Annotated in this window: 7 protein-coding genes; 4 read left to right on the forward strand and 3 right to left on the reverse strand. The window is 69.4% G+C overall.

The features are described from left to right. Positions 1-329: 329 nt before the first annotated feature. On the reverse strand, positions 330-596 hold the full coding sequence (rpsT, locus tag AB0I18_RS49210; RefSeq protein WP_363112382.1) for a 30S ribosomal protein S20: 267 nt from the start codon (positions 594-596) through the stop codon (positions 330-332). A 222-nt stretch (positions 597-818) separates the two neighbouring features. Between rpsT and lepA the strand changes: the two genes are divergently transcribed. Next, positions 819-2,687: a translation elongation factor 4 gene (gene lepA, locus AB0I18_RS49215; RefSeq protein ID WP_363112383.1), complete on the forward strand. Its 1,869-nt coding sequence runs from the start codon at positions 819-821 to the stop codon at positions 2,685-2,687. Between the two features lie 340 nt (positions 2,688-3,027). After that, entirely contained in the window at positions 3,028-4,914 is a 1,887-nt protein-coding gene (locus tag AB0I18_RS49220; protein ID WP_363112384.1) for an AMP-dependent synthetase/ligase, read from the forward strand. A gap of 105 nt (positions 4,915-5,019) precedes the next feature. Here the strand turns inward: AB0I18_RS49220 and AB0I18_RS49225 are convergent, their stop codons facing one another. Next, positions 5,020-5,604 carry a response regulator gene (locus tag AB0I18_RS49225; RefSeq protein WP_363112385.1) on the reverse strand — a complete coding sequence of 195 codons (585 nt, stop codon included), beginning with the start codon at positions 5,602-5,604 and terminating at the stop codon, positions 5,020-5,022. A gap of 18 nt (positions 5,605-5,622) precedes the next feature. After that, positions 5,623-9,768 (reverse strand): HAMP domain-containing protein, encoded by a 4,146-nt coding sequence (locus AB0I18_RS49230; protein WP_363112386.1) that lies wholly within the window; start codon positions 9,766-9,768, stop codon positions 5,623-5,625. Between the two features lie 104 nt (positions 9,769-9,872). Between AB0I18_RS49230 and AB0I18_RS49235 the strand changes: the two genes are divergently transcribed. Next, a complete protein-coding gene (locus AB0I18_RS49235) occupies positions 9,873-11,960 on the forward strand; it encodes a SpoIIE family protein phosphatase (protein ID WP_363112387.1) in 2,088 nt (695 codons plus the stop codon). A gap of 56 nt (positions 11,961-12,016) precedes the next feature. Beyond that, a complete protein-coding gene (gene hemW, locus AB0I18_RS49240) occupies positions 12,017-13,249 on the forward strand; it encodes a radical SAM family heme chaperone HemW (RefSeq protein ID WP_363112388.1) in 1,233 nt (410 codons plus the stop codon). Positions 13,250-13,440 lie beyond the last annotated feature (191 nt).

The following is a 13,440-nucleotide window of genomic DNA, read 5'->3' on the forward strand; positions in this document are numbered from 1 at the left end:
CGTCGCGTAGGGCTCCCGCAAAAGAGCCCGACCTCCCAACTGACAGCCGTATGCCCGGAAGGCGACGGGCAGACGTACCGGCACGGCCCCGCCCCCACCACCCACCGGCCCATAGGCGCGGCGCACACACCAAAGACCCCGGCCGCCACGTCCAGAAAGGACGAGCAACCGGGGCCCGGTTCAAGCTGAGGACTCGTACCCGCGTGGCGAACGCAGTCGCGTACGAGTCGGGTTTGCCGGTCGGGAGCGGATGAGAGAGGGCCCGCTCGGGTCCTTCCGGCGTTCAAATCAAGTGGGCACCCGGCGAAGCCGAGCCACCCGGCAGAGGATCAGCCCTGGAGGGAGGAGACCTTCGAAGCAAGCGCCGACTTCTTGTTGGCGGCCTGGTTCTTGTGGATGACGCCCTTCGAGACAGCCTTGTCGAGCTGGCGCGAAGCCTCGCGCGCAGCGGCCGTGGCCTTCTCGGCGTCACCCGCGGCAGCAGCCTCACGGGCCTTGCGGATCGCGGTCTTCAGCGAAGACTTGACGGCCTTGTTGCGCAGCCGAGCCTTCTCGTTGGTCTTGATCCGCTTGATCTGGGACTTGATGTTCGCCACGAATGAGCCTTTTCAGGTTCAGGCACGCGAGGACACGCCTCGCACACCGTTTGGTTTCTTCAGGGTGTGTCTCGTGCAGAGAGGGCATGAGACACAGCTGCCCAGGTTAGCAGTCGCCCTCCGGACGGCCCAAACCGGTCGCACGCCCCCGCCCGTGGGACCATGGAACCTACGTATCGATCCGACCCGAGGCGACAGGCGCCTCAAGAGACAGGACCCTGCGTGCCCGCGACCCCTAACAATGTGCCCGAGCCGAGCCGTACCGCCCCGGCTCAGATCCGCAATTTCTGCATCATCGCGCACATCGACCACGGCAAGTCCACGCTCGCCGACCGCATGCTCCAGCTGACCGGTGTGGTCGATCAGCGGCAGATGCGCGCTCAGTACCTCGACCGCATGGACATCGAGCGCGAGCGCGGCATCACGATCAAGTCCCAGGCGGTCCGGCTGCCCTGGGCCCCGACCGAGGACAAGGGCAACACCCACATCCTCAACATGATCGACACCCCGGGGCACGTGGACTTCACGTACGAGGTGTCCCGCTCGCTCGCGGCCTGCGAGGGCACGGTCCTCCTCGTCGACGCGGCCCAGGGCATCGAGGCCCAGACCCTCGCCAACCTCTACCTGGCGATGGAGAACGACCTCAAGATCATCCCCGTACTGAACAAGATCGACCTGCCGGCCGCCCAGCCGGAGAAGTTCTCCGAGGAGCTCGCCAACCTCATCGGCTGCCAGCCCGAGGACGTGCTGAAGGTCTCGGCGAAGACCGGCATCGGTGTGGACGCGCTCCTCGACCGGGTCGTCCGCGACGTCCCTGCCCCGGTCGGCGTCAAGGACGCCCCCGCCCGCGCGATGATCTTCGACTCGGTCTACGACTCCTACCGGGGCGTGGTCACGTACGTCCGTGTCATCGACGGCCAGCTCAACAAGCGCGAGCGCATCAAGATGATGTCGACCGGCGCCACCCACGAGCTCCTCGAGATCGGCGTCTCGTCCCCCGAGATGACCTCGGCCGACGGCATCGGCGTCGGCGAGGTGGGCTACATCATCACCGGCGTGAAGGACGTCCGTCAGTCCAAGGTCGGCGACACCATCACCAGCAAGGACAAGGGCGCCACCGAGGCCCTCGGCGGGTACAAGGACCCGAAGCCGATGGTCTTCTCCGGCCTCTACCCGCTGGACGGCTCGGACTACCCGGACCTGCGCGAGGCGCTGGACAAGCTCCAGCTCAACGACGCCGCCCTGGTCTACGAGCCGGAGACCTCCGCGGCCCTCGGCTTCGGCTTCCGCGTCGGCTTCCTCGGCCTGCTGCACCTCGACGTCATCCGTGAGCGCCTGGAGCGCGAGTTCAACCTCGAACTCATCGCCACCGCGCCGAACGTGGTCTACCGCGTGATCATGGAGGACGGGAAGGAGCACACGGTAACCAACCCGAGCGAGTTCCCCGAGGGCAAGATCGACAAGGTCTTCGAGCCGGTCGTCCGGGCCACGATCCTCGCGCCCAGCGAGTTCATCGGCTCGATCATGGAGCTCTGCCAGACCCGCCGCGGCACCCTCCTCGGCATGGACTACCTCTCCGAGGACCGCGTCGAGATCCGCTACACGCTGCCCCTCGCAGAGATCGTCTTCGACTTCTTCGACAACCTGAAGTCCAAGACCCGCGGGTACGCCTCCCTGGACTACGAGCCCACCGGCGAGCAGGACGCCCAGCTGGTGAAGGTCGACATCCTGCTGCACGGCGACCGCGTCGACGCCTTCTCCGCCGTCACCCACAAGGATGCCGCGTACGCGTACGGCGTGCGGCTCGTGGCCAAGCTGCGCGAGCTGATCCCGCGCCAGGCCTTCGAGATCCCCATCCAGGCGGCCATCGGCTCCCGGGTGATCGCCCGCGAGACCATCCGCGCCATCCGCAAGGACGTCCTCGCCAAGTGCTACGGCGGCGACATCTCCCGTAAGCGGAAGCTGCTGGAGAAGCAGAAGGAGGGCAAGAAGCGGATGAAGATGGTGGGTTCCGTGGAGGTTCCGCAGGAGGCTTTCATCGCCGTGCTGTCCAGCGACGAGAACGCCGGATCGGGCAAGGGCAAGAAGTAGCTGTCGGCAACCAACGGTCAGCCCCGAAATCCCGGGCCCGTCGCGCTTTCGCGCGGCGGGCCCGTCGCGTCCACGGACCGCCTCATTCCGCCTACGCTCTGTACGAAGTGACAGGCCGCCGCCCCTTACGCACCGGGCGGTCGGGCTCTACTCTGATCTCCACTCGGTGGTTACTCGCGAGTTAAACAAGAACCACAGCGAGCCCATCGCAACGCCGCACGAGCCAACCGCAACACCGCACCACGCCCAACCGCAACACCGCACCGAACCAACCGCAATGAGCCAGCCACACGCACTATCGAGCCAGCCACACGCACTGTCGCGGGCCCCGGAGGATGTCGTGAGCGACACACAGACCCTGATCGAGAACCGTCCGCCGTCCGTGGCGGCCGTCTTCCTGGAGCGCGTGGCGGCCACGCCGGACGCGGAGGCATACCGCTACCCGGTGCCCGCCGCGTCGGGTGAGGGCCCGGACGACTGGAAGTCGCTTAGCTGGGCGCAGGCCGCCGAGCGCGTCTACTCGATCGCGGCAGGCCTGATCGAACTGGGCGTGCAGCCGGAGCAGCGCATCGCGCTCGCCTCCTCCACCCGGGTCGAGTGGATCCTCGCCGACCTCGGCATCATGTGCGCGGGCGCGGCGACGACGACCGTGTACCCGCAGACGAACGCCGAGGAGTCGGCGTTCATCCTCTCCGACTCCGAGAGCAAGGTCCTGATCGCGGAGGACGCCGCGCAGCTCGCCAAGGCGCGCGAGAAGCGGGCCGAGCTCCCCGAGCTGACCCACGTCGTGGTGATCGACTCCACTGGCGTGGAGCCCTCCGAGGAGGACGGCGAGTGGGTCCTCACCCTCGCCGAGCTGGAGACCCGCGGCGCCGCCTATCTGGAGAAGAACCCCGACCTGATCAAGGAGAAGGTCGGCGCGATCACCCCCACCCAGCTCGCCACCCTGATCTACACCTCCGGCACCACCGGCCGTCCCAAGGGCGTACGGCTCCCGCACGACAACTGGTCGTACATGGCGAAGGCCACCGTCGCGACGGGCCTGATCAACGCGGACGACGTGCAGTACCTCTGGCTGCCGCTCGCGCACGTCTTCGGCAAGGTGCTCACGTCCGGTCAGATCGAGATCGGGCACGTCACCGCCGTCGACGGCCGCGTGGACAAGATCATCGAGAACCTGCCGGTCGTGCGGCCGACGTACATGGCGGCCGTGCCCCGCATCTTCGAGAAGGTCTACAACGGGGTCGCGGCCAAGGCACGGGCCGCCGGCGGCGCCAAGTACAAGATCTTCAAGTGGGCGGCCGAGGTCTCCCGCGAGTACGCGAAGGCCAGCCAGGACAACTTCCGCCGCACCGGCACCGCTTCGGCGCCCTTCGGGCTCTCCGCCAAGCACAAGGTCGCGGACGCGCTCGTGTTCGCCAAGATTCGCGAGGCCTTCGGCGGCAACCTGCGGGCCTGTGTCTCCGGCAGCGCCGCACTCGCGCCCGACATCGGCTACTTCTTCGCGGGGGCCGGCATCCACATCCTGGAGGGGTACGGCCTCACGGAGTCGTCTGCCGCCTCCTTCGTCAACCCGGGCGAGGCGTACCGCACGGGCACGGTCGGCAAGCCGCTGCCCGGCACCGAGGTGCGGATCGCGGACGACGGCGAGATCCTGCTGCGCGGCCCCGGCATCATGGAGGGCTACCACGGGCTGCCGGAGAAGACCGCCGAGGTCCTGGAGTCGGACGGCTGGTTCCACACCGGCGACATCGGCGAGCTGTCCCCCGACGGCTACCTCCGGATCACCGACCGCAAGAAGGACCTCATCAAGACCTCGGGCGGCAAGTACATCGCGCCCGCCGAGGTCGAGGGCCAGTTCAAGGCGGTCTGCCCGTACGTGTCCAACATCCTGGTGCACGGCGCCGACCGGAACTTCTGCACCGCGCTCATCGCCCTCGACGAGCCGTCCATCCTCGGCTGGGCCGCGGACAACGGCCTGGCGGGCAAGTCGTACGCCGAGGTCGTCGCGGCGCCCGCCACGGTCGAGCTCATCGACGGTTACGTCAAGACGCTCAACGAGGGCCTCCAGCGCTGGCAGACCATCAAGAAGTTCAGGCTCCTCCCGCGCGACCTCGACATCGAGCACGGCGAACTGACCCCCAGCCTCAAGCTGAAGCGGCCGGTCGTCGAGCGGGAGTACAAGCACCTGATCGACGAGATGTACGCAGGCTCTCGCGAGGCGTAGGGCTGGTTGGGCCGGGGAGCTGCGGGTTGTTGTCGGCTGCGGGTTGTTCGTGGCTGGGCGCGCAGTTCCCCGCGCCCCTATGGGGCGCGTCACGCCCGGGGGGAGTCACAGGCCCCGGCCCCGGCGCATCTCGCGTAGCAGGTCCTCCATGTGGTGTACGTGGCGGCGCAGTTCGAGTACGTCCTGGAGGTCGCTGGCCGCCATGTGGGTCTCGATCGCGTGCAGACGGTCCGCCAGGTCGTCGAACTGCTCCTGCTCGCGGGCGAGCATCCGCTCCAGCTGCTGGTTCTTGCGGTGCAGATCGAGGAAGACGGTCACCTTGGCGCGCAGCACCCACGGGTCGAAGGGTTTGGTCAGATAGTCGGCGGCGCCGGTCGCGTACCCGCGAAAGGCGTAGCCCGCGTCGGAGTCCGTGCCGGTCAGGAAGATGATCGGGACGTCCTTGGTCTGGTCGAGCCGTTTGATGTTCGCGGCGGTCTCGAACCCGTCCATGCCCGGCATCCGGATGTCGAGCAGGACGACGGCGAATCGTTGCCTCAGCAGGGCCTTCATCGCCTCCTCGCCCGAACGGGCGCGTACGAGCGGCTCGTTGAGGGACCCCAGTACGGCCTCCAGGGCCACCAGGTTGTCCTCCATGTCGTCCACGAGGAGGATGCTGGCGCGCTCTTCGGTCGATTCCTCAGTAGTCATGGTGATCGGTTGCCTGTCTCATTCGGTCGCCGGCGGAACGGCGGGTTCCTCCGCGGTGCCGGGTCCCGCGACAGCGGTCCCGGCGGGGTCCTCCTGCCCGACGGCGTCCGTGCTCTCGGGGTCAAGGAGGGCGCAGACGACGGTCAGCAGCTGGTCGACGTCCACCGGCTTGGGTACGTAGTCGTTGGCGCCCCGCGCGATGGACTTCTCACGGTCTCCCGGCATCGCCTTGGCGGTGAGGGCGACGATGGGAAGGCCGGTCCAGCGCGGGGTGCGGCGGATGGCGGAGATGGTCTCGTAGCCGTCCATCTCCGGCATCATGATGTCCATCAGGACGAGTTCGACGTCGGGGTTGCGCTCCAGGGTCTCGATGCCTTCGCGCCCGTTCTCCGCGTACAGGACGGGCATGCCGACCCGGCCCAGTACGTGGGTGAGCGCGAAGACGTTGCGGATGTCGTCGTCCACGATCAACACCCGCCGCCCGGGCAGCACCTGGCCCGCCCGGCCGGACTTCCAGGCCTCCAGTTTGGTGGGCGTGGGCCAGCTGTCGTCCGTGTCGTGCACGGTGTAGGGCTCGGACGACGGCAGGTCGGGCACGGGCAGTGGGCGTCCGCCCGCCCCGGTCGCCGAGTGCCCGGGGCTGATGACCGGGACGTAGAGCGTGAAGGTGGAGCCCCGGCCGGGCATGCTCTCGGCGATGATGCGGCCGCCCAGCAGGCCCGAGATCTCCCGGCTGATGGACAGTCCGAGGCCCGTACCGCCGTATTTGCGGTTCGTCGTGCCGTCGGCCTGCTGGAACGCCTCGAAGATCACCGGGAGTTTCTCCGGGGCGATGCCGATGCCGGTGTCGGAGACCGCGAAGGCGATCACGTCGTCGCTGTTCTCGCGGGTGTAGACGTGGTCGGGGTCCTTGACGCGGTTGACCCGCAGCTCGACCCGGCCCGTCGCGGTGAACTTGATCGCGTTGGAGAGCAGGTTGCGCAGGATCTGCTGGAGCCGCTGCTCGTCCGAGTACATCTCGCGCGGTACGTCCTCGCCGACCGACACCTCGAAGGCGAGCCCCCGGTCGAGCGTCAGCGGCCGGAACGTGGCGTGCACATAGTCGAGCAGCTTGATCAGCGGCAGCTTCTTCGGACGTACGTCCATCCGGCCGGCCTCGATCTTCGACAGGTCGAGGATGTCGTTGATGAGCTGGAGGAGGTCAGAGCCCGAGCGGTGGATCGTCGTCGCGAACTGCACCTCCTGGTCGGAGAGATGGCCGTCCGGGTTGTCGGAGAGCAGCCGGGCCAGGATCAGCAGCGAGTTCAGCGGGGTGCGCAGCTCGTGCGACATGTTCGCCAGGAACTCCGACTTGTACTGCGACGACGTGGCCAACAGTGCGGCCTTCTCCTCCAGTTCGGCGTTCGAGCGCTGCAACTCGGCCTGCTGTGACTGGAGTTCGTCGGAGCGGTCCTGGAGCTGGATGGCCAGCCGCTGGGACTCGCCGAGCAGGGACTCCGTACGGGAGTTGGCGATGATGGTGTTGATCGCGACGCCGATGGTGTTCACGAACTGGTCGAAGAACGCCAGGTGGACGTCGGAGAAGCGGGAGAACGAGGCGAGCTCGATCACGCCGAGCAGCTTGTCCTCGAAGAGGATCGGGATGATGACGACGCTGGCGGGAGCCGCCTCGCCCAGACCGCTGTTGATCTTGATGTAGTCCGGCGGGGCCTCCTCCACCAGGATCCGCTTCTTCTCGCGTGCGGCCTGCCGTACGAGCCCGTGCACCGGCATGCCGCCCGTGTCGACGGTGGCGCCCTGCGCCGACCCGTACCCGGCGATGAAGGCGAGACCCTTGGCGGGGACGGCCGTGTGCAGGGAGGCCCCGTCCTCCTCCGGGTCGGCCAGGAAGAAGGCGCCGTACTGCGCGTTCACCAGCGGGGTCAGCTCGCGCAGGATCAGGTCGGCGACCTCCATCAGGTCGCGGTGGCCCTGCATCAGCGCGGCCAGCCGGGCGAGGTTCGACTCCAGCCAGTCCTTCGCGCGGGTCGTCTCGCGGAGGTTGGCCACCATCAGGTTGATGTTGTCCTTCAGCTCGGCGACCTCGCCCTTGGTCTCCACCGTGATGGCGCGGGACATGTCGCCCTGGGCCACCGCGGACGCCACCTCGGCGATCGCGCGGACCTGGGTGGTGAGGTTGGACGCGAGTTCGTTGACGTTCGTCGTCAGGCGCTTCCAGGTGCCGTACACGCCCTCCACCCGTGCCTGGCCGCCGAGTTGGCCCTCGGAGCCGACCTCGCGGGCCACGCGGGTGACCTCCGAGGAGAAGGACGACAGCGTGTCGACCATCGTGTTGATGGTGGTCTTCAGCTCCAGGATCTCGCCGCGCGCGTCCACGTCGATCTTCTTGGAGAGGTCGCCCTGGGCCACGGCGGTGGCGACCTGCGCGATGTTGCGGACCTGCGAAGTCAGGTTGTCCGCCATGTAGTTGACGTTGTCGGTGAGGTCCTTCCAGACCCCGGAGACGCCCAACACCTGGGCCCGGCCGCCCAGTCGGCCGTCCGTGCCGACCTCGCGGGCCACCCGGGTCACCTCGTCGGCGAAGGCGCGCAGCTGGTCCACCATCGTGTTGACGGTGTCCTTCAGCTCCAGGATTTCGCCGCGGGCGTCGACCGTGATCTTCTTGGACAGATCGCCGTTCGCGACCGCCGTCGTCACCTGGGCGATGTTGCGGACCTGCGAAGTCAGGTTCAGGGCCATGAAGTTGACGTTGTCCGTCAGGTCCTTCCAGACCCCCGACACCCCGCGCACCTGTGCCTGACCGCCGAGGTTTCCCTCGGTGCCGACCTCGCGGGCGACGCGGGTGACCTCGTCGGCGAAGGCGGAGAGCTGGTCGACCATCGTGTTGATGGTCGACTTCAGCTCCAGGATCTCGCCCTTCGCCTCGACCGTGATCTTCTTGCCGAGGTCACCCTGGGCGACGGCCGTGGAGACGAGAGCGATGTTGCGGACCTGCGAAGTCAGGTTGTCCGCCATGAAGTTGACGTTGTCGGTGAGGTCCTTCCAGACCCCGGACACGCCACGCACCTGGGCCCGCCCGCCGAGGTTTCCCTCGGTGCCGACCTCGCGGGCGACGCGGGTGACCTCGTCGGCGAAGGCGGAGAGCTGGTCGACCATCGTGTTGATGGTCGACTTCAGCTCCAGGATCTCGCCCTGGGCGTCGACCGTGATCTTCTGGCTCAGGTCACCGTTGGCGACCGCCGTGGTGACCTGAGCGATATTGCGCACCTGACTGGTCAGGTTGGACGCCATGAAGTTGACGTTGTCGGTGAGGTCCTTCCAGACCCCCGACACGCCCCGCACCTGCGCCCGGCCGCCCAACTGGCCCTCCGTGCCGACCTCGCGGGCCACCCGGGTCACCTCGTCGGCGAAGGCGGAGAGCTGGTCGACCATCGTGTTCACGGTCAGCTTCAGTTCGAGCAGCTCGCCGGTCGCCTCGACCGTCACCGTGCGGGTCAGGTCACCGCGGGCCACCGCCGTGGTCACCAGGGCGATGTCCCGGACCTGCGCGGTCAGCCGGGACGCCATCGTGTTCACCGCCTCGGTCACGTCCCGCCAACTGCCCGACAGGCCCGTCACCTTGGCGCGACCGCCCAGCCGGCCCTCGGTGCCGACCTCGCGGGCCACCCGGGTGACCTCGCCGGTGAACAGGGAGAGTTGGTCCACCATCTTGTTCACGGCTCGGCCGAGGCGCCGCATGTCACCGCGCAACTGGCGGTTTCCGTCGTGCAGATCGACCCGCTGGGTCAGGTCGCCGCCGGCCACCGCGTCGAGCACGCGCGTCGCGTTCGCCGCCGGGGCCACCAGGGCGTCGAGCAACTGGTTCACGTCGTTGACCCTGGATGTCCAGGCGCCCTGGCCCGGACTCGGGGTGAGCCGCTCGTCGAGGCGTCCGTGCCGCATCAACTCGCGCCGGACACGCCGGACTTCCGTGGTGAAGTGGGTGTTCCGGTCGACCAGTTGATTGAAGATCGCCACCAGCTCGGCCGTGATCCCGTCGCCCGTCTCCGGGACCTCCCTGAACTCGCCGTCCCGGGCGGCGGTCATGGCGGCTAGCAGCGGGCGCAGATCTGATGCCCGAATCTGTCCGTCTTCGAGCACATGCGTAGCACGGTTCTCACTCATGGCGGGCCCACTTCGGTGACTCGGCGCTTATGGCCGTGGTCAGTCTGTCACTCTGTCCGCATCGCCTGAGGCGTATTCGTCCGAACTGCTCAGGGAGCCGCACAGTGGGGGTCATACCGACGCAACGGGAGTTCCTGTCCCGTGCTCCTGGGACGTCCGAGCGCCCGCCCACAGTGGCGCGCACGTCCTTGCCGGGCAACCCTCTCGCGCCCCGCGCCGCCCGTCTGTTCGTCCGCGCCACGCTTGCCGAGTGGGCCGAACTCGCCCTGCCCGGAGCCGAGTTCGTCTCCGAACTCCTCGTCGGTGACGCCCTGGTCGTCGTCAGCGAACTCGTCACCAACGCGGTGGTGCACGCCGGTACGGACGTCGACCTGCTGTGCCGGCTCGACAGCGACACGAGCGACATGAGCGCCGTGGAGGACGTCCCGCCGACCGCCCGGCAGGACCCGGGAGCCGCTCGGCAGGACCCGGGAGCCGCCCGACGGGCCTCCGGGACCGCCCCGTCGGACCCGTCGGACCCGACGGGCCTGTCGAATCCGTCGGCAGCCCCGGCCGACGCGGCAGGCGCGGCAGGCGCTCTCGTCATAGAGGTCTCCGACCGCCACCCCGCGCGGGCGGTCCGTGACGACGGTGCCGGGCGGCCGTACGACACCGTCGAGTACGGCCGCGGGCTGCGGCTCGTCTCCACGCTCTCCGAGGCCTGGGGCATCACCTACCGCACCGGCACCAAGACGGTGTGGGCGCGGCTGACCGTCCGGGGAGTCGCGGCCGTCGAGGAGGGTGAGGCGTACGCCGAGGAGGGCGGGGCGTACGCCGGGGAGCGGGCCCTGCTGTGCGGGCCGCGGGCCGCCGAGATCCCTGCCCCCGCGCCCAAGCGCAGCGTGCAGGACCAGGACTGGCTCAACCGTGGCGCCCTCTCCTTCCTCGCCGAGGCCTCCGACCTGCTCGCCGGGCAGCTCGACGAGGACCTGGTCGCCGCCCTCACCGGACAGCTGCTCGTGCCGCGGCTCGCCGACTGGTGCGCGGTGTGGCTGGAGGACGAGGTCCAGGGCCGCTCCGAAGGGGGCCTCGCCGGCGGACCGCGGCTCGCCCGCGTCTGGCACGGCAGCGAGAACCGCATCGAGGAACTGCGCCGGCTCCTGGAGAAGGACCCGCCCGAGCTGCCCGAATCGGCACGCTCCGGCCCGGTCCGGGTGCCCTGGCCCGCCGAGGCGCTGGACGCGCACGGCGCCACCGGGGCGGCACTGGCGTACCGGCTGATCGCGGGCGGGCGGCCGCTCGGCACGCTCGTCATCGGGCGGGCCGGGGTGCCGCGCTTCCCCGACGAGATCACCGGGCTCGTGGAGGACTTCAGCCGCCGGGTCGCGCTCGCCATCGGAGCGGCCCGGCAGTACGCGCGCCAGGCCACCATCAGCCGCGTACTGCAGCGCGGACTGCTGCCCGGAGCGGTCGCCGAGATCCCCGGTGTGCGCAGCGCGCTCGTGTACGAGCCGTGCGACAAGGGCGGACCGAGCGGAGACTTCTACGATCTCTTCCCCGCCGGGGACGGACGCTGGTGCTTCGCCCTCGGCGACGTCCAGGGCAAAGGACCCGAGGCGGCCGTCGTCATCGGCCTCGCCCGGCCCTGGCTGCGGCTGCTCGCCCGCGAGGGATACGAGGTGCCCGACGTCCTCGACCGCCTCAACCAGCTGCTCCTCGACGACGCGACCGAGACCGCGGACGCGGCGGCCCGGGCCCTGGTGGCGGCCGGCGGCCAGGTGCTCGCCGACGAGGGACCACAGAACCGCTTCCTCTCCCTCCTCTACGGCGAGCTGGTGCCCGTCGCCGGCGGAGTGCACTGCACCGTCGCCTCCGCCGGGCATCCGCTCCCGCTGCTCCTGGAACCCTGCGGGAAGGTGAGCGAGATGGCCCACCCGCAGACGCTCCTCGGGGTCTTCGAGGACGCGGAATACACCTGCGGAACCTTCGAGCTGGGTCCCGGCGACAGCCTCCTCTGCGTCACGGACGGCGTGACCGAGCGCCGCAGCGGGCACCGGCAGTTCGACGACGACGACGGTCTCTCCGCCGCACTCTCGGGGTGCGCGGGTTTGAGCGCCGAACTGATCGCCGAGCGGATCCGACGGCTGGTCCACGAGTTCGGCGGGAAGCCGCCGGAGGACGACCTCGCGCTGCTGGTGCTGCAGGCGGAGTAGCGGGGCAGTGGAGTACGCGGAGCAGGCAGTGCCGGGGGTGCTGGACAATGGAGGACATGCCTTCCGCACTCCCCGACGGCGAGCCCGTCCCCGACGACGGGACACTGCCCGCGCACGCCCTGGCCGGCGCGGCCGACCGTCCGCTCGGGTTCTACCTCCACGTCCCGTACTGCGCGACGCGCTGCGGCTACTGCGACTTCAACACGTACACGGCGACGGAGCTGCGGGGCTCGGGGGGCGTGCTCGCCTCCCGCGACAACTACGCCGCGACCCTGATCGACGAGGTCCGGCTGGCCCGCAAGGTGCTGGGCGACGACCCGCGGCCCGTGCGTACGGTCTTCGTAGGCGGCGGTACGCCCACCCTTCTCCCCGCCGACGATCTCGTACGGATGCTGGGGGCGATCCGGGACGAGTTCGGGCTCGCGGACGACGCGGAGATCACGACCGAGGCGAACCCGGAATCGGTGGACCCGGCGTATCTGGCCACTCTCCGGGCCGGCGGCTTCAACCGGGTCTCCTTCGGTATGCAGAGCGCGCGACAGCACGTACTGAAGGTGCTGGACCGTACGCACACCCCTGGCCGCCCCGAGGCCTGCGTCGCGGAGGCCCGCGCGGCCGGTTTCGACCATGTCAACCTCGACCTCATCTACGGCACGCCGGGGGAGTCGGACGAGGACTGGCGGGCGTCCCTCGACGCCGCGATCGGTGCCGGGCCCGACCATGTGTCGGCGTACGCGCTGATCGTCGAGGAGGGTACGCAGCTCGCGCGGCGTATCCGGCGTGGGGAGGTGCCCATGACCGACGACGACGTTCACGCGGACCGGTATCTGATCGCGGAGGACCGTCTCTCCGCGGCGGGCTTCTCCTGGTACGAGGTCTCCAACTGGGCCACGTCCGAAGCCGGCCGGTGCCTCCACAACGAGCTGTACTGGCGTGGGGCCGACTGGTGGGGGGCGGGGCCCGGGGCGCACAGTCATGTGGGGGGTGTGCGGTGGTGGAACGTCAAGCATCCGGGGGCCTATGCCGGGCGGCTGGCGGAGGGGCGGTCGCCCGGTGCCGGGCGGGAGCTGCTGTCGGAGGAGGACCGGCGGGTGGAGCGCATTCTGCTGGAGCTGCGGCTTCTGGAGGGTGTGCCGTTGTCTTTGCTGCGGGTGGATGGCCTGGCGGCGGCTCGGCGTGCTCTGTCCGATGGGCTTCTTCAGGCTGGGCCGTACGAGGATGGTCGGGCTGTGCTCACCCTGCGGGGGCGGTTGCTTGCGGACGGGGTCGTGCGGGACCTGGTGGACTGAGGTTTCCTTCGCCCCCGCCGCCCCTACCCGTCCCATCCCCTGGGGCTCCGCCCCAGACCCCGTGGGGTGTGCTGGGTCGGGTGCGGGTGGGTGGGGGCTGGTCGCGCAGTTCCCCGCGCCCCTGGAGGGCGGGCTGCGCCCTGCCCTCCAGGCCGCCCGTGCACCTCAGCCACCCACGCACCCAGACCGCC

The organism is Streptomyces sp. NPDC050704 (genome assembly GCF_040654355.1).
In the GTDB taxonomy this organism is placed as follows: domain Bacteria; phylum Actinomycetota; class Actinomycetes; order Streptomycetales; family Streptomycetaceae; genus Streptomyces.

Coding starts and splice junctions, on each gene's coding strand:
- AB0I18_RS49225 (WP_363112385.1), bottom strand. CDS start 5,604: ATGACTACTGAGGAATCGACCGAAGAGCGCGCCAGCATCCTCCTCGTG.
- AB0I18_RS49230 (WP_363112386.1), bottom strand. CDS start 9,768: ATGAGTGAGAACCGTGCTACGCATGTGCTCGAAGACGGACAGATTCGG.
- hemW (WP_363112388.1), top strand. CDS start 12,017: ATGCCTTCCGCACTCCCCGACGGCGAGCCCGTCCCCGACGACGGGACA.